Source organism: Streptomyces sp. NBC_00016 (assembly GCF_045040885.1).
In the GTDB taxonomy this organism is placed as follows: domain Bacteria; phylum Actinomycetota; class Actinomycetes; order Streptomycetales; family Streptomycetaceae; genus Streptomyces; species Streptomyces coriariae.
Map to the genome: position 1 here is coordinate 4,662,779 of NZ_CP108304.1, position 19,322 is coordinate 4,682,100.

The following is a 19,322-nucleotide window of genomic DNA, read 5'->3' on the forward strand; positions in this document are numbered from 1 at the left end:
CTCGACGGGAGCGCGGTCGGCGTCGGCCGGTGCGAGCGCCCGGACGCCTGCCGCATCGCCGGTGTGTCCGCTTCCAGGGCACCAGGGATCCGCGCCGCAAACTTCACCCGCCCCGGGTGATCTCCCCGCCCCGGCCACACCACAGGCTCGGAGAGGCAGTGCCGCACATCGCGCATCACCGACGAAGTGAGGAATCCGCCATGACCACGAGCACGGTGCACCACAGGTCGTCCGCGTCCGAGGCGACCGCCGGCGGGCTGGTGACGTTCGCCGGCGTGATGCTGTTCCTCGCCGGTGTCCTCGATCTGTTCCGGGGCATCATGGCCATCGCCGGGGACGACATCTACGTCTCCACCCCCAACTACGTCTTCAAGTTCGACCTGACGAGCTGGGGCTGGATCCAGCTGGTCCTCGGCGTGATCGCCATCGGCGTGAGCGTCGGTCTCTTCTCGCGTGCCACCTGGGCGCGGGTCGTCGCGGTCGGCATCGCGGGGCTGCTGATCATCGCCAACTTCCTGTCGATCCCGTACTACCCCGTCTGGTCGCTCACCCTGATCGCGCTGTACGCCTTCGTGATCTGGGCCCTGTGCACGGCCCCGCGGGAGCGCTGACGGCACGGCCCCGCGGGAACGCTGCGCGCGGGCGACCCGGTCGCGGCAAGCCCGCCGAGCGGCCACCCGGCCGACCCCCGGGCTGCTGGCCGCCGCGCTCCTGATCCCGCGGCTCCTCCCCGACGTCTCACCGCGCAGGGTCGTGCGGTCCGGGATCCTCGCCCTGTTCTTCACCCACGGATCCCGACGACCCAGGCTCGACCCGGCGGTAGCGGGGAGCCCTCGTCCTCCACCGTCGTCTCGTCGAAACCCGGGGATCGTCACACGCCGCACCGTTGGCCACCGGTCCCTCCCCTCGTGCGGACCGGTGACGAACGGTGCGGGTGGAGTCGACCACGCCATGGCGGCGTGGTTCGCGCGCCGGGCGCGCGGTCGCCCGCGTTACGCCCGGTTCATGCGCTTCTGCCTCCGGATCCTGCCAGCTGAGGCCCGAACCGAGGAGGATCCGATGTCCGGTCAGCCACTTAACCGCAGGTCAGCCATATAAAGTGGTTTTTCCGGTCCGGATTGCAGGTGCGGGGGAAGTTAGGGGTGGAGGCCTTGAGTTCCGACTCGGGCGCACGCACAGCCTTCGCGGAACGACTCGCGCTGCTGTACAAGGAGGCCGGCAACCCTCCGCTCAAGCGCGTGTCCGAGACGGTCGCCCGACTCCAGCGGGTCGACGAGCGGGGACGGCCCGTAAGGGTGTCCACCCAGCGGATCAGCGACTGGCGACGGGCCAGGAACGTACCCGCCCAGTTCGCCGCCCTCGCCGCCGTACTGCACGTCCTGATACCCGAGGCACGGCGCGCGCGGCCCGCACCGGTGTCCACCGGGCTGTACGACCTCGGCCAGTGGCAGCGGCTGTGGGAGCGGGCGGTGGCCGATCCGGTCGTCGGCGATGCCCCCGTCGCCCCGGTGACGGAAGAGGAGGGCGAGCGGCCGGCGGCCGAGGCTCAGGGTGTCCCCGGAGGGGTGTGCCCCTATCGCGGGCTCGCCTCGTACCGCGAGCAGGACGCCCGTTGGTTCTTCGGCCGGGAGCGGAGCACGGACGCCCTCGTCGCCCAGCTTCGCGCGGCGGAACGGACGGGCGGCCTGGTCATGCTGGTCGGCGCTTCCGGGGCGGGCAAGTCCTCCCTGCTCAGCGCCGGTCTCGTGCCCGCCCTCCAGAACGGTGCGGTCTCGCTCGTCGCCGACCGGAACCGCGACGGCCGGGCGGCGAAGGCCGGCGGCTCCGCACGGGTCCTGCAACTGGTGCCGGGCGCCGATCCGCTCGCCGAGCTGACCAGCCGAATCCCCGAGCTCGCCCCTTTCGTTACATCGGCATCGACCTCTGCCTCTGCCTCTGCCTCTGGCTCTGCCTCTGGCTCTACCTCTGACTCTGGCTCTGGTTCTGGCTCGACCTCAGCCACGACCTCAGCCACAGCCGCGGCTCCCGGCGGGAAACCCGGCACCCCCGGCTTCGCGCGGACCGTACGGGAGGCCGTCACCGCCTGGGCGCGACGAGACACGGCCGCCTCCTCCGAAGCTTCCGCCTCCTCCGAAGCTTCCGCCCCCTCCGGAGCGTCCGACCCCTCCGGTCTCCCCGCCCGCCCCGTCATCATCGTCGACCAGTTCGAGGAGGCCTTCACCCTCTGTCCCGACGAGGCGGACCGGCGCCTCTTCATCCAGCTCCTGCACGACGCCTGCACCCCCGCCGACCCCGACCCCGGCACGGACGGCAGGCCGTTACCACCCCCCGTCCTCGTCGTCCTCGGTGTCCGCGCCGACTTCTACGAGGAGTGCCTCAGCCACCCCGAGCTCTCCGACGCGCTCCAGCACCGGCACATGGTGCTGGGGCCGTTGTCCACTTCGGAGCTGCGCGAGGCGGTGACCGGGCCGGCCAGGGCCGTGGGGCTGGAGCTCGAGCCCGGGCTGGCGGAGCTGATCATCCGTGAGGTGACCGTAGACGGCCCGCGCGGAGCGCACGCGGGCGCGCTTCCCCTTCTCTCGCACGCCCTGCTCGCCACCTGGCAGCGCCGGAAGGCGGGACGGCTGACGCTGGCCGGCTATCGCGCGGCGGGCGGCATCCAGGGCGCGGTGGCGGCGACCGCCGAGCGGGCCTGGTCCGGGCTCGACCCGGCGGCGCGTACGGCCGCCCGGCTGCTCCTGATGCGGCTGGTCCGGCTCGGCGAGGACACCCAGGCCACCCGGCGCCGGGGCACCCGTCGGCAGCTGGCGGAGGAGTCGGCCGACCCCGGCAAGACGGAGGAGTCGCTCGAGGCCCTGGTGCGCGCCCGGCTCGTGACCCTCGACGCGGAGACCGTCGAGATCACCCACGAGGCGCTGCTGCACGCCTGGCCGCGGCTGCGCGACTGGATCGACGAGGACCGCAGCGACCATCTGCTGCGTCAGCGGCTGGAGGAGGACGGCCGGGCCTGGGACAGCTCGAACCGTGACGCGGCGCTGCTCTACCGGGGCTCCCGGCTGGAGCAGGCCCACAGCTGGGCGAAGTCCGCCGGCGACACCTTCCTGACCCGCAGCGCGGTGGAGTTCCTGGCCGCGTCGGTCAGGCTGCGCAGGCGCATCGTGTGGATCAGCCGGGGCGCGGTGTCGGCGCTGGTGGTGCTGGCGATCCTCGCCGTCGGCGCGGCCGTGGTCGCCTGGCAGCAGCGCAACGACGCCGTGTTCGAGCAGGTGGTCGCGGAGGCCGACCGCGTCCAGTACACGGATCCGTCGCTGTCCGCGCAGCTCGACCTGGTGGCGCACGACCTGCGGCCGGACGACGCGGGCACCAACAACCGGCTGATCTCGATCGTGAACGCGCCGCTGGCCACACCGCTCCTCGGCCACACCGGTGCCGTCTACCTCACCTCGTTCAGCCCGGACGGCAAGGTCCTGGCCACCGCCAGCTACGACCGGACCGTCCGGCTGTGGGACGTCGGCGACCGGTCCCGTCCCAAGCCCCTGGGCAAGCCCCTGACCGGCCACCGGAGCTGGGTGAGCAGCGCGGTGTTCAGCCCGGACGGCCACACCCTCGCCGGCGCGGGCGACGACGGCACCGTCCGGCTGTGGGACGTCCGGGACCCCGCCCACCCGCGCCCGCTCGGGAAGCCCCTGAGCGGCCACACCGGCACGATCTACCTGCTCGCCTTCAGCCCGGACGGGCGGACCCTGGCCTCCGCGGGCGAGGACCACACCGTGCGGCTGTGGGACATGACCGCACCGGGCAGGCCGAAGGCGCTCGGCGCGCTGACCGGCCACACGGCCGCCGTGCGCTCCGTGGCGTTCAGCCCGGACGGCCGGACCCTCGCGGCCGGCGGCGACGACAACACGATCCGGCTGTGGGACACGGCCGACCCGCGCCGGCCGGAGCGCATCGACAGGGTCCTGACGGGACACACCGACACCGTGCACTCGCTGGACTTCAGCCCCGACGGGGACACCCTCGCCAGCGGCAGCGCGGACGACACCATCCGGCTGTGGAACGTGACCGATCCCGGCCGGGCGACCCAGCTCGGCCCACCGCTCACCGGGCACACCGGCCCCGTGTGGTCGGTCGCGTTCAACCCCGCTGGGACCATGCTGGCCGCCGGCAGCGCGGACAGCACGGCCACCCTGTGGAACGTGAGCGACCCGGCGTACCCCTCGCAGGTCGGCGAGCCGCTCGCGGGGGGCAGCGGCGAGATGTACGCCGTCGGCTTCAGCCCCGACGGCCGGACCCTCGCCACCGGCAACGGCGACAGCAAGGTCAGGCTCTGGTCGACCCCGACGTCGGACATGATCGGCCGCAGCGGCGCCTTCCGGCCGGACGGGCGGGTGCTGGCCACGGCCGCCCGCGACGGCAGGGTCCGGCTGTGGAACGTGGCGGACCCCGACCGGCCCGTCACACTGGGCGCGCCCTTCATGCCCGACGACGGCAGCGAGCGCACGCTCGCGTTCTCACCCGACGGCCGCACGCTCGCGGTGCTGACGGCCAACCGGGCGGTGTACCTGTGGGACGTCACCGACCCGGCCCGGCCGGTCTCCGCGGGGCCGCCCGTCGAGCTGCGCACCCGGTTCCTGGGCCCCGACGCACTGGCCTTCGCGCCGGACGGACGCACGCTGGCGACGGCCTACGACGACCGCACCATCCAGCTGTGGGACGTCGGCGACCCCGCCCACGCCACCGCGCTCGGCTCCCCGCTCACCGGGCACAAGGGGTTCGTCAACGCCCTCGTGTTCAGCCCGGACGGACGCACCCTCGCCAGCGGCAGCGCGGACCACACCGTACGGCTGTGGAACGTGACCGACCCCCGGCACACCACGCCCGTCGGCAAGCCGCTCACCGGGCACGTCGGCCCGGTCAACGCGCTCGTCTACAGCCCGGACGGCCACACGCTGGCCAGCGGCAGCGACGACGACACGGTACGGCTGTGGGACGTGACCGACCCGGCGCGGGCGTCCCGGCGGGGCTCGCCCCTCACCGGCCACACCGAGGCGGTGGTGTCACTGACCTTCAGCCAGGACGGCGGCACCCTCGCCAGCGGCGGCAACGACAACACGATCCGGCTGTGGAACGTGACCGACCCGACCGGGGCCTCCCCCATCGGGCAGTCGATGAGCCCCAACGCCAAGACCGGCAACTTCCTGTCCTTCAGCCCCAGCAGCCAGATGCTCGGCGTCTCCAGCGGCGCCGACACCGTACGGCTGTGGAACCTGGACGTCGACGAGGCGATCAGCCGTATCTGCGCGACCACGCGAGGCGTGCTGACGGCCGACAAGTGGCACGAGTACCTGCCCCGGCTCTCCTACGAGCCCCCGTGCGAGGACTGACCGGGAGAGTGATCCCGATCACAACGGCAGAGCAGCTGAGAAGTCGGCTCCCCGCCGACCCGGCCACCTTGTTAGCCTTGGCCATAGCCCGGTCGCTGGTGCATCCCCCGTCGCCAGCGACCGGGCCTTTTCCTGCCCTTTTCCCGGACGGTCCCGCCCTTTCCCGCCCCTTTCCCGCCCGGCCCGTCCCGGTGAACCCCGCCGGTGCCCCCCGGTGCACCCTCGGTGAGTTCCGGTGACCGGGAGTCGTAGGCTGGCGGGGTGCCGATACCCAGCGAAGTGATCGCGGTCCGTGACAACGGGGGCCACGAGCGCTCAGGGCACCTGGATCTCCCGGAACTCTGCCCGGACGTGCCCTCGTGAGCCGACGCATCGTCATAGTCACCGCCGTGCACGCCCCTTCGGCCCGGTATCTGCCCGAGGCCTACGAGTCGCTGCGCACCCAGGAGTTACCCCCCGGCTGGGACTGGCACTGGGTGATCCAGGAGGACGGCACGACGGACGAGGTCGCGTCCCGCGTGCCCGACGACACCCGGGTGACCTTCCGTCAGGGCCGCCCGGGCGGACCGGGAGTCGCCCGCACGATCGCGCTCGCGCACGCCGAGGGTGAGTACGTGAAGGTCCTGGACGCCGACGACCGGCTCGCGCCCGGCACGCTGGCCCGCGATCTGGCCGCCCTGGAACGCGATCCGGGCCTCGGCTGGGCGACCTCGAGCGCCCTGGACCTCCTGCCGGACGGTTCCACGATCGGCTTCCCCGGCGATCCCGCGGAGGGGCCGATCGAGCGGGGGGCCGTCCTCGACCACTGGAAGGCGAACGACTTCCGCGCGCCGGTGCACCCCGCGAGTCTCTTCGTACGGCGGGACCTGCTGACCGCGCTCGGCGGCTGGATGGCCCTGCCGGCGTCCGAGGACACCGGCGTCCTGCTGGCGCTCAACTCGGTGAGCCGCGGCTGGTTCTCGGCGCGGACCGGACTCCTCTACCGCAAGTGGGACGGTCAGGTGACGGGCCAGTCCGCGCATGTCGATCCCGCCGAACGGGAGGCGCGCATGGCGGTGGTGGAGGCGCGGACCCGCGCGCTGGAGTCCTTCCGCTGGAGCTACCCGCCCGGGGGAGCCCTCAGAGACTGATGGCCTGCGACGGGCAGCGCTCGGCCGCGTCCCGCACCTCCGGGTCGTCGCCCGTGTCCTCGCATCCCGGGACGACGGCTCCGAAGCCGTCGTCCGCCGTGGTGAAGACGGAGGGCAGGCGGAAGGCGCACTCGCCGGAGCCGTAACAGAGTTCTCGGTTCACGGAGACCGTCATACGACGTGTCTGCCCTCCGGCCCCCTCACTCAACCGGCCCGCCGGCCAGGGCCATCCAGTGGGCGACCCTGCGCAGCGTGGCCTCGTCCACCTGGTCGACCAGGGTCCGGACGGCCGTCACGTCGTCCGGCGCGAGATCGTAGAGGCCCGCCTTGCTCAGGCCCGCCATGAGGACCTGATGCCGGCGGTCCTCCATGCGTTCCGCGAGCTTGGCGTGGCCGGGCCGTGCGGCGCCGTCGCCCGGCGGCGGGGGCGCGGTCTCCGGCGCGGCCGCGGCCGGGGACGCGTCGTAGCGCTGCCACTCACCGTCCTTCGGCCCCCACAGAGCGACGGCGACCTCGTCGCCCCGGGCCCGCTTGACCTGCGTCATCTCGCCGATCGCGTACAGCACGGGGGTGCGGTCGGGGGATTCGGCGCCCGGCCGCCAGGAGGTCGAGGCCGGGTCGTAGAACATCGCCACCCAGCGGGGAACGCCCGGAGGCTGCGGGCTCAGGGGAGGACGGGTCGGACGATCCGGTTCGGTCTCCATGGCGCTCGCCCCTTCCGTATCGGTATCGGCGTCGGCGTCGGCGTCGGCGTCGGTATGGGTGATGGCTTCAGCACGCCAGGGCGACCATAACTGACGGACCGTCAGCTCACCAGACGGCCGGGGCGGGCAGCTGCCGACCGGCACGGATTGCGGCACCGGGTGACAGGTGCCTGAGCGGTCTAGATGCCGCCGGCGCTGTCGCGGGTGAGCGCCACTTCCCGGTGCTCGTTGCAGCGCGGAAGGGCGGTGAGGTCCATGTCCGGGTGCCTCTGGTGGGCCTGGAGAGCGGCGCTGACCAGCGTCATGAGCAGGTCGATGTCCGTCTCGCACTCCAGATGCACGGTCACCCAGGGCGAACCGGGCAGCAGCCGGATCGCGCTGGAGTGCCTCAGGTCCCGCTCGAACCGGTGGATCGCCTTGCCGGTGAGATGCAGGTCGACACTCCGGTCGGAGTGGAAGTGCGCGATCTCGGCCCGGCCCGAGCGCAACGCCCGACCGGTGCCGCAGCTGGGCCGGACCTCCGCGAGGTCGGGCCAGGTCGCCAGTCGTGTCAAGGCACGCGAGGCCGCCGTCATGGCCCCCATCATGAGGCGCTAACCGCCCGGCCACCAGGGGTTGAGGGAGCCTTAACCGGGCTGTATCGCGGAGAGTTCCACCCCTCAGTTGTTCCACGACTCGTCATAGGGGTCCCGCGGGGTCGGGGTCGGGGTGGCGGTGGTGACCTCGATGAAGGGGATGGGGCCGTTGTTGACCGGGTCGTGGGTGGTGCGAGGGGTATAGGCGCCGGTGATGGTCAGCCAGGTGTCCGGCTGGAGGACCGGGGGGATGTCGCCGGTCAGGCCGACCTTGACCGGCTGGGCGTCGGCGGCGCAGCAGTTGAGGGCCATGCGGACCAGATAGGGCGTGCCGTCGTGGTCCAGGGCCACGAAGCCGGTCAGGCGGACCTCGCGGCCGGTGAGGGTACGACCGTGGTCGTATACGGCACGGCCCGCGTAGTCGACGACGCTCAGGGGCAGCGGGTCCGTGGCGGGGAGGGCCGGGTAGGCGAGGGGCTCCTGGAGGGCCGTACCCGTGCGGGTCGCGCTGTACGAGCCCAGGGCCGGCGGGGCGACCAGGATCAGCGCCAGGAGGGGGAGGATCAGGAGCCAGGAGACCCGGGGTTCGGGGTGGGCGTGGGTGTCGGCGTCTGCTTCCTGTTGCTCCTGCTCGCGCTTCGTCTTCGTCCTGCGGTGTTCGTACCAGGCCGTCGCCAGCGCTGTGACGATCAGGATCACGCCGGACGCCAGCAGCAGCGGGCGCAGGCCCGCCTTGACGTAGCGGAGGTAGAGATCGGTGGTGCCGGCGTGCAGCAGGGCCGCGCCGAGGAGGAAGAGGACGGCCGCCTGGGACTGTCGGTTCACAGCAGGACCCATCCCGTCAGGACCGCCGACACGATGGCCAGCGCGAAGGTCGCCGGGGCGAAGCGCAGCGCGAAGCCCCGGCCGAAGGTGCCCGCCTGCATCGCGAACAGCTTGAGGTCGATCATCGGGCCGACCACCAGGAAGGCGAGCCGGGCCGTGAGGGAGAACTGGGTCAGGGACGCGGCGACGAACGCGTCCGCCTCCGAACAGATGGAGAGGACCACCGCGAGGACGGCCAGCGTCAGGACGGCGACCGCCGGGTTCTCCGCGGCCGTGCGCAGCCAGCTCTCCGGGGCGACGGCCTTCAGGGTCGCCGCCGCCATCGCGCCCAGGACCAGGAAGCCGCCGGCGTGCATCACGTCGTGCCGGACCGAGTCCCAGAACGCGGCCCCCTTGGTCTCCCCCTCGTGCGGCGCGTGGGCCGGCAGCCGGAACCAGTCCGTGCGGCCCAGCCGTTGCCACAGCCAGCCCATCGCGCACGCCACGAGCAGACTCGCGACGAAACGGGCCAGCACCATCTCGGGGTTGCGGGGAAAGGCCACGGCCGTCGCCGTCAGCACGATCGGGTTGATCGCCGGGGCGGAGAGCAGGAAGGCGAGCGCGGCGGCCGGGGTCACGCCCCGGCGGACCAGGGCACCGGCCACCGGTACCGACGCGCACTCGCAGCCGGGCAGCAGCGCGCCCGCGACCCCGGCGACCGGGACGGCGAGTCCGGGACGGGACGGCAGGGCGCGGGCGAAGAAGGAGGGCGGTACGTAGACCGCGATCGCCGCCGACAGCAGCACCCCCAGCACCAGAAACGGCAGCGCCTGCACCACCACGGCCACGAACACCGTGGTCCAGCTCTGCATCACGGGGGCGGACAGGGCGCGCCGGATGGGGCTCTGCAGCAGCACCATCAGGAGCAGCAGCATCGTCAGGACCAGGGGCGAGGTGAGCCGTCCGGGCTCGTCGGGCGGCGCGGGCGGCGCGGGCGGCGCGGGAGGCGCCTGCGGTCGGTCCCGGCGGGCGCCCTCCTCGTGCGGGGCCGCTCTGGTGATGGCCACGGGTCGCGCACCTCCGGCTTCCGTGTTCTCCCTGATGCCTGTTTCTCGCATTCCCTCCCCTTTCATACGGGAGTTCCGTACGGGGTGTTCACTACATCCGTGGAACCTCCCGTCCCGGTGAGGCAGTCTTCTCCCTCGTGGGGAGTGTTCCGAATCAGGGTCAGCCGCCGGGGACCGCCGGCGCGCACATGGTGGTGTGCGGTGACGACGGTCTCGCGCACCGGCTCGCCGCCGAACTGCGGGGGGTGTACGAGGAGCAGGTCACGCTCGTCGTGCCGCCCGCCGAGCGGACGGTACGGCCGCCGGTCGTGGGGCGGGCCCGCGCCGTGTCGGCGGCGCTGCTCGACCGGGTGGTGAGCGCGGCCGTCAACCGGGCCGCGGGCAACGGCACGCCCACCGCCCCGAGCGAACCCGCGAGCGGACAGCGGACGTTGGAGGCCGTGGAGGCCACCGAGGCGGTGCTCGCCGAGGCGGGTGTGGAGCGGGCCGCCGCGCTGGCGCTCGTGTACGACGACGACGAGACCAACATCCGTGCCGCCCTCACCGCCCGCCGGCTCAACCCCCGGCTGCGGCTCGTCCTGCGGCTCTACAACCGGCGATTGGGCCAGCACATCGAGGAACTCCTCGACCAGGCAGCCGCGTTGGCCACCGGAGGCGCGCAGGGAGACGGCGCGTCGAGCGACGCCTCGACCACCGTCCTGTCCGACGCGGACACCGCCGCACCCGCACTGGCCGCGACCGCCGTCGTCGGCACCAGCAAGGTCGTCCAGACGGACGGCCTGCTGCTGCGGGCCGTGGAACGGCTGCCGGCCGAACCCGGCGGGCCCGACCTGCCGGGCCTGCCCACGCTCGCGCTGCTCTCCGCGAACGCCAACGACCCGGCCTTCGCGGACGGATCCGAGGCCAGCGGTGAGCAGGGGCCGCTGCTGCTGCCCGACGCGGCGGCGGTGCGGGACGCGGCCGGGCGGCGCGGGTCGGTGGTGCTGGAGCAGGTGTCGTACTCCGCCGGGCCCGCGCTGCCGTCCGGGCGGGGGGTGGGGATGGTGCCGTCGTTCGCCTCCCTCTTCTCGCGGCGACTGCGGATCTCGTTGGCCGGGCTGGTGGCGTGCGTGTTCGCGCTGGCGGTGGCGTTGTGGCTGGCGACCGGCATCCATCCGCTGGGGGCCCTGTACCTGACGCTGCTGGACCTGTTCTCCGTCAACGACCCGGCCATCGGCTCGAGCACCGACCGCCAGATCCTCCAACTCCTCTCCGGACTGGTGGGGTTGCTGTTGCTACCGGTGCTGCTGGCGGCGGTACTGGAGGCGCTCGGGACCTTCCGCGGGGCGGGCGCGCTGCGCCGGCCTCCTCGGGGGCTCGGCGGGCACGTCGTACTCCTCGGGCTGGGCAAGATCGGCACCCGGGTACTGATCCGTCTGCGCGAGCTGAACATCCCCGTGGTGTGCGTCGAGGCGGGACCCGAGGCGCGCGGCCTGGCGGTGGCCCGACGGCTACGGGTACCGGTCGTCCTGGGCGACGTCACCCAGGAGGGGGTCCTGGAAGCCGCGAAGATCCACCGCGCGCACGCACTGCTGGCGGTGACCAGCTCCGACACCACCAACCTCGAAGCGGCCCTGTACGCACGGTCACTGCGCCCCGACCTACGGGTGGTACTCCGCCTGTACGACGACGACTTCGCCACCGCCGTGTACCGCACCCTGCGAGCCGCCCATCCCCAGGCCCTGACCCGGAGCCGAAGCGTGTCGCACCTGTCGGCGCCGTCGTTCGCCGGGGCGATGATGGGGCGGCAGATCCTGGGGGCGATCCCGGTGGAGCGGCGGGTGTTGCTGTTCGCCGCGCTGCAGGTCGGGGGGCATGCCCAGCTGGAGGGCAAGACGGTCGGGGAGGCGTTCCGGGCGGGCTACTGGCGGGTGTTGGCGCTGGACACGGGGCGGGAACGGCAGGGCGGGTCGGGGCTGGTGTGGGATCTGCCGGACACGTATGTCCTGCGGGGCTCGGACCGGGTGGTGCTGGCCGCCACCCGGCGGGGGCTGGCGGAGTTGCTGCGGCGCAGACGGCGAGGGGGGTCGGGGGCGTAGGCCCCCCGGGCGGGACGGGTGGGTGGGGGCGAGGAGGTCTCGCCCCCACTTCCTACCGGAGGTGTCGTTCCGCGAACTCCAGTTCCAGTCGTACCTGCTTGATGCGTTCGTCCACCACCAGCGAGCCGTGGCCCGCGTCGTAGCGGTACACCTCGTGCACCGCTCCCCTCGCCTCCAGGCGCCTGACGTAGTTGTCGATCTGACGGATGGGGCAGCGGGGGTCGTTCACGCCGGCCGAGATGTAGACGGGGGCCCGCACCTTGTCGACGTACGTCAGCGGGGACGAGGCCTCGAAGCGCTCCGGGACCTCCTCGGGGGTGCCGCCGAGCAGCGTGCGGTCCATCGCCTTCAGGGCCTCCATCTCGTCGTGGTAGGCCGTGACGTAGTCGGCGACGGGGACGGCCGCGATGCCCACGGCCCACGCGTCGGGCTGGGCGCCGAGGCCGAGGAGGGTGAGGTAGCCGCCCCAGGAGCCACCGGTGAGGATCAGCCGGGCGGGGTCGGCGAGACCCGAGCTCACCGCCCATTCCCGGACCGCCTCGATGTCCTCGAGCTCGATCAGGCCCACCCGGTGCTTCAGGGCGTCCGTCCAGGCGCGGCCGTAGCCGGTGGAGCCGCGGTAGTTGACGCGGACGACCGCGTACCCGTGGTCCACCCAGGCCGCCGGGGCCGCCGCGAAGGCGTCGCTGTCGTGCCAGGTCGGGCCGCCATGGATGTCGAAGACGGTGGGCAGCGGGCCGGTGGCACCGGCGGGCCGCTGGACCAGCGCGTGGATGCGGCCGCCGGGGCCCTCCACCCACACGTCCTCCACCGGGACCGAGCCCGGGGACTTCATGCCGGGCGGGTCCAGGACCACTTCGCCGGTCGTCGAGCGGACCGCCGGCGGCCGGGCCGCGGACGACCACAGGTACTCCACGCTGCCGTCCGGACGCGCCGTGGCCCCGGAGACCGTGCCGGGCGGGGTCGTGATCCGCTCCAGCGCGGCGCTCGCGAGGTCGTAACGGAACAGTTCGCTGCGGGCCTCGAAGCTGTGCACGATGAGCAGGCCCGAGCCGTCCGGGTACCACTCGGCGCTGACGTCGCCCGGCAGGTCCAGGTCCAGGTCCGTCTCCAGGCCGGTCGCCACGTCCCAGACCAGGGGCTCCCAGCGGCCTCGGCGCTGGTGGCCGATCAGCAGCCGGGTGTCGCCGTCGACCGGGGCGAAGCCCAGCACCTCCAGGCCCAGCTCCTCGACGCCGCCCTTGGTGTCGTCCAGCTCGGCGACCTTCGAGCCGTCGGGGCGCAGGACCCGCAGCGCGGAGTGCATCGCGTCGCCGTGCTCGGTGTGCTCGACGGCGATGAGGGAGCCGTCGTGGGAGAGGTCGCCCACGCCCGCGGACTCCCGGTGGCGGTACAGCTCGAAGGGGGGTTCGCCGACCCGCGCCACATGGATCGTCGTGCCCTCCTCGTCCGTGGAGCGGCCGACCACCGCGGTACGGCCGTCGCGGCCGAGGGCCAGGCCCGCCGGGTAGGAGGCGTCCAGGCCCGGGGTGGCGGGCTCGTCGGCTCCGCCGCCGAAGGGTTGACGGCGCCAGACGCCGAACTCGTCGCCGTCCTTGTCGTCGAACCACCAGATCCACGCGCCGTCCGGGGAGAGCACGCCGTCCGTCGTGCCGTTGGCCCGGTCGGTCACCTGGCGCTGGTGGCCCGTGGCGCGGTCCCAGGCGTACAGCTCGTACGTCCCCGTCGCATTGGAAACGAACAGGGAGCGGTCCGGCGCGTCCTCCGCCCAGTCGGGCAGCGACACCCGGGGCGCCCGGAAGCGCTTCTCCCAGTCCGGCATCTCCTCGTACTGCTCGGGTGCGGCGGACCCGTTGCTCTCAGTCATGACCCCATACTGCCCGCCCGCGAGGGCAATGGGACGCCAAGGTCCCCAGGCTGTGGATAACTTCCCACCGACTTCGCACCTCCTTCCCACCAATGAGCCCCACCCGAGCCCCGCCCGACCCTCACCCGCCTGCCGCCCGACCCTCACCCCGCGGGTCGGCGTCCGGCGCGCGCCCCGTACCGTGGAGGGCGTGTACCGGTTCCTGCTGACGCCCCGCTGGTGGGGGATCAACGTCTTCGTGCTGCTGGCCATCCCCTTCTGCGTGTTCATGGGGTCCTGGCAGCTGAGCCGGTTCGAGGCACGGGTGGACGACCACCGCAGCGCGAAGGAACAGGCCGAGTCCGCCCGTACGCAGGCCGCGCGACCGCTGGCCGAGCTGCTGCCCGTGGACAAGTCGACCTCCGGCCGGCGCACCACCGCCACCGGCCACTACGGCAAGCAGTTGCTGGTGCCCGACCGGCAGCTGGACGGCAGGGACGGGTACTACGTGCTGACCCTGCTGCGCACGGACGGCGGCAAGGCGCTGCCCGTGGTGCGCGGCTGGCTGCCCGGTGACGCCGACTCCGCGAAGGCCCCGAAGCCGCCGGCCGGCCAGGTCACCGTCACCGGCACGCTCCAGGCCTCCGAGACGCCGGGCGACAACGGGGTGAGCGCCCAGGGCGGTCTGCCGGCCGGGCAGACCTCGGCGATCAGCGCCGCTTCACTGGTCAACCTGGTGCCGTACGACCTCTACGACGCCTGGGTCACGCTCGACACCGCAGACTCGGGGATGACGGCGGTGCCCGCGACCGCGGCGGCCGACACGGGGCTCGATCTGAAGGCGTTCCAGAACCTGGGCTACACCGGCGAGTGGTTCGTCTTCGCCGGGTTCGTGGTGTTCATGTGGTTCCGGCTGCTGCGCCGCGAGGTGGAGTTCGCGCGGGACGCCGAACTCGGCATCCTCCCCGAGGAACCCGAGGAGCCCGGGGAGTCCGAGAAGCCCCGGGAGTCCGAGAAGCACCGGGAGTCCGAGGAGCCCGGGGAGTCCGGCGCCGACACAGCCGGTCGCCATGAGCCGCGGGCTCAGGAGGACGCCAGCACGCCCGTCCGGTAGATCGTCCCCGCGCACGCGTCGGACACCGTGGCCACGCTCGTCGGGGAACCGCTCTCGGCCGTGTAGGACACGTTCACGCTGCCGTCGACCGTGCCGTCCTCGGTGTACATCTGGGCCGAGGTGCCGGAGGTGGTCTCGCCGGTCGTGCTCGACTGCTCGGTCGGAGTCGGGGACGGGGACGCCGAACCGCCGCTGTCGCCGCCGCTGCTGCCGCCCGTGGTGGGGCAGGTCTCGGAGGGCACCCAGGCGAACTTGACCTCGTAGGCCGAGCCGGGGGCGAGCGCGTGCTGGGAGACGTAGAGGGAGGGGTCGGGCAGGCCGGCCGCCACGTCCCCGGAGGCGTGCTCCACGACGGCGATCTTCGAGGCGTCGGCGGCGCCCTGGGCGCCGAAGGTCACGGAGACCGCACCGCTGACGGTGCAGGTGGCGCTGGAGGCGTTCTGGACGAGGAAGGTGCCGTAGACGGTGCCGGCCGAGTCGGGGACGTCGACGCTCGGAGTGCCGGCATCGAGCTGGTCCGCCGTGCACGCGGGCGCGCTCGCCGCGGACTCGGAGGAGGGGCCGGTGCCGCTGGAGGCGGTGCCGCCCTCGGACTCCTTGCCCTGGCCGGAGTCGGTGGCGCCGCCCTTGCCCTGCTCACCGGTCTTGCCGGAGGAGTCGCCGACCTTGCCCGAGGAACCGCCGTCGGGGCCCTTGCCCTGATCCGCGCCCCCCTGCGCCTGTGAGGCCTGGCCGGCGATGGAAGGGTTGGCGTCGGAGCCGCCGGAGTTCGAGACGTGCAGCACGGCCGGGACGGCGGTGCCGAGGAAGAGAGCCGCGGCCGCCATGCCGACGGCCGCCTGCCGCTTGCGGGCCCGCCGGACGGGAACGGCCCGCCGCAGGTGGTCCAGCGAGCCGTCGCGCGGCTCCATCTCCTGGACGGCGTCGTGCAGCATCCGGCGCAGTGCCAGCTCGTCCGAGTCGAGCCCGTCGGGGCTCTGTTCGTCGAGGTGGTGGTTCACGGTTGAGTTCCCAGCGTGCGATTGCTTCGGCTCTTGTGTACGCGACGAGGACGTCGGCTCGTGCCACGCGAACGGCTCGTGGCGCTCATGACTGTCGTGACCGCCGTGTGAGCCCTGCCCTTCGGCTTCCCCGCTCACGCCGACGCCTCCATGGCTATGCGCAGCGCGGCTATGCCACGCGAGCCGTAGGCCTTGACCGAGCCGAGGGAGACGCCGAGGGTCGCGGCGACCTGGGCCTCGGTCATGTCGGCGAAGTAGCGCAGCACGAGGACCTCGCGCTGCCGGCGCTGAAGGCCCTTCATCGCCTTGATGAGCGAGTCGCGCTCCAGCTGGTCGTAGGCGCCCTCCTCCGCGCTGGCCATGTCCGGCATCGGCTTGGAGAGCAGCTTCAGGCCGAGGATGCGGCGGCGCAGGGCGGACCGGGAGAGGTTGACGACCGTCTGACGCAGGTAGGCCAGGGTCTTCTCCGGGTCGCGGACGCGTTTGCGCGCGGAGTGGACGCGGATGAATGCCTCCTGGACGACGTCCTCGCAGGAGGCGGTGTCGTCGAGGAGAAGGGCGGCGAGACCCAGCAGCGAGCGGTAGTGCGCCCGGTAGGTCTCGGTGAGGTGGTCGACGGTGGTGCCGGCCGCCTCGGCGGTCTCGGCGGCGACGGTCGCTTCGGCGACTTCCGCGCCGTCACGCTGACTGGGGACGCGGGCGGGCCGCGCTGCGGGCATGGGCGCGATCACCGGCATGCCGCCGGGCGAGCCGGGCATACGGGGTCGGAGGACGGCCCGCGGCGGCCGAAGGGCCGCGCCGCGGGGCGCCACTGGGAGTTCGAGTACCTCTGCCACGCCAGTTGGACACACTTCCCCCCGTGGGGGTTGTACGCGTCCGGCGTCACTTTTGCGTCGACCAAGGCCCCGCGCACCCGTCTCATCTGTCCCGCTCTTCCCCTATATGCCATATGAACGGGCGTCCCCACGCCCAGATCACCGCGTCCCCGAACGCTGTGATCGTTCACACGTCTGCGCACACCCCGCAGGGTGTCCACAAAGACGCTCCCCGCCCTGCGCACGGTTGCGGAGAGCGGGGAGGAAAATCTTCGGATGCCAAAGGTGTCCGATACAAGTGGTTCGGACCATCGACCCGCTCACATTGCACTGGAGATCCTACAAACCCACCAAGCCCTGGCCAGCGCTTTTAATGCCGGCAGCACCTCGCCGGACGCCGGTACGGCCGCCTCAGGACAGCTCGGCCGCCACCAGCTCCGCGATCTGCGCGGTGTTCAGCGCGGCCCCCTTGCGCAGATTGTCCCCGCACACGAACAGTTCGAGCGCCGTCGGGTCGTCGAGGGCCCGCCGCACCCGGCCCACCCAGGTGGGGTCGGTGCCGACCACGTCGGCGGGCGTGGGGAACTCCCCCGCCGCCGGATTGTCGAACAGGACGACACCGGGCGCCGTCGCGATGATCTCGCGGGCGCCGTCCACGGTGACCTCGTCCTGGAAACGGGCGTGCACGGTGAGGGAGTGCGTGGTGACCACCGGGACGCGCACACAGGTCACCGCCACCGGCAGCTTCGGCAGCCCGAGGATCTTGCGGGACTCGTCCCGCACCTTCATCTCCTCCGACGACCAGCCGTCCGCGCGCAGCGACCCCGCCCACGGGACGACGTTCAGTGCCACCGGCTCCGGGAACGGCCCGGTGTCGTCGCCGACGGCCCGCCGCAGGTCACCGGGGCCGGTCCCCAGCTCGGTGCCGGCGACCAGCGACATCTGCCGCCGCAGTGTCTCCACCCCGGCCCGCCCGGCCCCGCTCACCGCCTGGTACGACGACACCACCAGCTCGCGCAGCCCGTACTCGGCGTGCAGCGCGCCCAGGGCGACGATCATCGACAGTGTCGTGCAGTTGGGGTTGGCGACGATCCCGCGCGGGCGGGTCCGCAGCGCGTGCGCGTTGACCTCGGGGACGACCAGCGGCACCTCCGGGTCCATCCGGAAGGCGCCCGAGTTGTCGACGACGACCACGCCCTTGGCGGCGGCGACCGGCGCCCACTGCGCGGCGACCTCGTCGGGCACGTCGAACATGGCGACGTCGACACCGTCGAAGGCCTCCTCCGACAGGGCCACCACCTCGACCTCCTCGCCGCGCACGGCCAGCTTGCGGCCGGCCGAGCGCGGGGAGGCGACGAGGCGGATCTCGCCCCAGATGTCGGCCCGCTGGGAGAGGATCCTGAGCATGACCGAGCCGACGGCCCCGGTCGCTCCCACGACCGCGAGGGTCGGGCGCACGGTACTGGCCATCAGCGGCCGGTGCCCCCGTAGACGACGGCCTCGTCGCTGTCGGAGTCGAGCCCGAAGGCGGTGTGCACGGCGCGCACGGCCTCGTTGACGTCGTCGGCGCGCGTCACGACCGAGATGCGGATCTCGGAGGTCGAGATGAGCTCGATGTTGACGCCCGCGTCGGACAGGGCCTTGAAGAAGTCGGCCGTGACGCCCGGGTTGGTCTTCATCCCGGCGCCGACCAGGGAGATCTTGCCGATCTGGTCGTCGTAGCGCAGCGAGTCGAAGCCGATGCCGGCCTTGTTCTTCTCCAGGGCGTCGATGGCCTTGCGGCCCTCGGCCTTGGGCAGCGTGAAGGAGATGTCCGTCAGACCGGTGGAGGCCGCGGACACGTTCTGCACGATCATGTCGATGTTGATCTCGGCGTCGGCGATCGTCCGGAAGATCACGGCAGCCTCGCCCGGCTTGTCCGGCACGCCCACGACCGTGACCTTGGCCTCGGAGGTGTCGTGCGCGACACCGGAGATGATGGCCTGCTCCACCGGCTTTTCCCCTTGCTGCTGTGTCTTCGGAACGAGTGGCTCACTGCTGACCCACGTGCCCTGGAGTCCGCTGAAGGACGAGCGGACATGGATCGGGATGTTGTAGCGGCGGGCGTACTCCACACACCGGTGGAGCAGCACCTTGGAACCGGAGGCCGCGAGCTCCAGCATGTCCTCGAAGGCGATCCAGTCGATCTTCTGGGCCTTCTTCACCACGCGCGGGTCGGCGGTGAACACGCCGTCCACGTCGGTGTAGATCTCGCAGACCTCGGCGTCCAGCGCGGCGGCGAGGGCGACGGCCGTGGTGTCGGACCCGCCACGCCCCAGCGTGGTGATGTCCTTCTTGTCCTGGCTGACACCCTGGAACCCGGCGACGATGGCGATGTTGCCCTCGTCCAGCGCGGTCCGGATGCGCCCCGGCGTGACGTCGATGATCCGGGCTTTGTTGTGAACCGAGTCGGTGATGACGCCTGCCTGGCTGCCGGTGAACGACTGGGCGCTGTGACCCAGGTTTTTGATCGCCATCGCCAGCAGGGCCATGGAGATCCGCTCTCCGGCGGTCAGCAGCATGTCGAATTCCCGGCCGCTGGGCATCGGGGATACCTGCTCGGCGAGATCGATCAGCTCGTCCGTCGTGTCGCCCATCGCGGAAACGACCACGACCACCTGGTGGCCGTTCTTCTTCGCTTCCACGATTCGCTTGGCGACGCGCTTGATGCCCTCGGCATCGGCTACGGAGGAGCCTCCGTACTTCTGCACGACAAGGCCCACGTGCGCTCCTCGCTCAGTTTGTCTGTTTCCGCACATACGCCC

At 72.5% G+C, this 19,322-nt stretch carries 15 protein-coding genes; 5 read left to right on the forward strand and 10 right to left on the reverse strand.

The window, feature by feature from the left end; translation table 11 throughout:
* The first annotated feature begins 200 nt into the window (after positions 1–200).
* From OG933_RS20610 to OG933_RS20620, 3 genes are all read left to right on the forward strand, one after another.
* Positions 201–611 carry a hypothetical protein gene (locus OG933_RS20610; RefSeq protein ID WP_054241834.1) on the forward strand — a complete coding sequence of 137 codons (411 nt, stop codon included), beginning with the start codon at positions 201–203 and terminating at the stop codon, positions 609–611.
* A 531-nt stretch (positions 612–1,142) separates the two neighbouring features.
* Positions 1,143–5,384, forward strand: coding sequence for a hypothetical protein (locus OG933_RS20615; protein WP_405628319.1), 4,242 nt, complete (start codon positions 1,143–1,145; stop codon positions 5,382–5,384).
* Positions 5,385–5,743: 359 nt separating this feature from the next.
* Positions 5,744–6,514: a glycosyltransferase family 2 protein gene (locus OG933_RS20620; RefSeq protein WP_054241836.1), complete on the forward strand. Its 771-nt coding sequence runs from the start codon at positions 5,744–5,746 to the stop codon at positions 6,512–6,514.
* Here OG933_RS20620 and OG933_RS20625 read toward each other — a convergent pair.
* The 5 genes from OG933_RS20625 to OG933_RS20645 all read right to left on the reverse strand — a co-directional run bounded on the left by OG933_RS20625 (position 6,504) and on the right by OG933_RS20645 (position 9,664).
* A complete protein-coding gene (locus OG933_RS20625) occupies positions 6,504–6,677 on the reverse strand; it encodes a ferredoxin (RefSeq protein ID WP_405628322.1) in 174 nt (57 codons plus the stop codon). The genes OG933_RS20620 and OG933_RS20625 overlap by 11 nt on opposite strands.
* A gap of 37 nt (positions 6,678–6,714) precedes the next feature.
* The gene (locus tag OG933_RS20630; protein WP_362522352.1) at positions 6,715–7,218 is read right to left on the reverse strand and encodes a hypothetical protein; all 504 of its coding nucleotides are present in this window, start codon (positions 7,216–7,218) and stop codon (positions 6,715–6,717) included.
* Positions 7,219–7,397: 179 nt separating this feature from the next.
* Complete coding sequence (locus OG933_RS20635; protein ID WP_405628324.1) at positions 7,398–7,793, reverse strand: luciferase family protein; 396 nt, start codon at positions 7,791–7,793, stop codon at positions 7,398–7,400.
* Positions 7,794–7,877: 84 nt separating this feature from the next.
* On the reverse strand, positions 7,878–8,618 hold the full coding sequence (locus tag OG933_RS20640; RefSeq protein WP_362522348.1) for a TIGR03943 family putative permease subunit: 741 nt from the start codon (positions 8,616–8,618) through the stop codon (positions 7,878–7,880).
* Positions 8,615–9,664 carry a permease gene (locus tag OG933_RS20645; protein WP_405628329.1) on the reverse strand — a complete coding sequence of 350 codons (1,050 nt, stop codon included), beginning with the start codon at positions 9,662–9,664 and terminating at the stop codon, positions 8,615–8,617. Before OG933_RS20645 ends, OG933_RS20640 begins: the two co-directional genes overlap by 4 nt.
* Positions 9,665–9,852: 188 nt before the next feature.
* Between OG933_RS20645 and OG933_RS20650 the strand changes: the two genes are divergently transcribed.
* Positions 9,853–11,742: an NAD-binding protein gene (locus OG933_RS20650; protein ID WP_362522509.1), complete on the forward strand. Its 1,890-nt coding sequence runs from the start codon at positions 9,853–9,855 to the stop codon at positions 11,740–11,742.
* A gap of 52 nt (positions 11,743–11,794) precedes the next feature.
* On the opposite strand, the gene OG933_RS20655 is transcribed toward OG933_RS20650, so the two are convergent.
* Entirely contained in the window at positions 11,795–13,609 is a 1,815-nt protein-coding gene (locus OG933_RS20655; RefSeq protein WP_362522344.1) for a prolyl oligopeptidase family serine peptidase, read from the reverse strand.
* A 190-nt stretch (positions 13,610–13,799) separates the two neighbouring features.
* Here OG933_RS20655 and OG933_RS20660 point away from each other — a divergent pair, with 190 nt between their 5' ends.
* A complete protein-coding gene (locus OG933_RS20660) occupies positions 13,800–14,702 on the forward strand; it encodes an SURF1 family protein (protein WP_405628332.1) in 903 nt (300 codons plus the stop codon).
* Here OG933_RS20660 and OG933_RS20665 read toward each other — a convergent pair.
* The 4 genes from OG933_RS20665 to OG933_RS20680 form a co-directional block, all read right to left on the reverse strand.
* A complete protein-coding gene (locus tag OG933_RS20665; RefSeq protein WP_362522341.1) occupies positions 14,672–15,703 on the reverse strand; it encodes a hypothetical protein in 1,032 nt (343 codons plus the stop codon). The genes OG933_RS20660 and OG933_RS20665 overlap by 31 nt on opposite strands.
* 134 nt (positions 15,704–15,837) lie before the next feature.
* Positions 15,838–16,461, reverse strand: coding sequence for a SigE family RNA polymerase sigma factor (locus tag OG933_RS20670; RefSeq protein WP_362522339.1), 624 nt, complete (start codon positions 16,459–16,461; stop codon positions 15,838–15,840).
* Positions 16,462–16,929: 468 nt separating this feature from the next.
* On the reverse strand, positions 16,930–17,988 hold the full coding sequence (locus OG933_RS20675; protein ID WP_054241844.1) for an aspartate-semialdehyde dehydrogenase: 1,059 nt from the start codon (positions 17,986–17,988) through the stop codon (positions 16,930–16,932).
* Positions 17,988–19,280, reverse strand: a complete 1,293-nt coding sequence (locus tag OG933_RS20680) for an aspartate kinase (protein WP_020129234.1) — start codon at positions 19,278–19,280, stop codon at positions 17,988–17,990. The genes OG933_RS20675 and OG933_RS20680 overlap by 1 nt, the downstream gene beginning before the upstream one ends.
* Between the last annotated feature and the right edge of the window lie 42 nt (positions 19,281–19,322).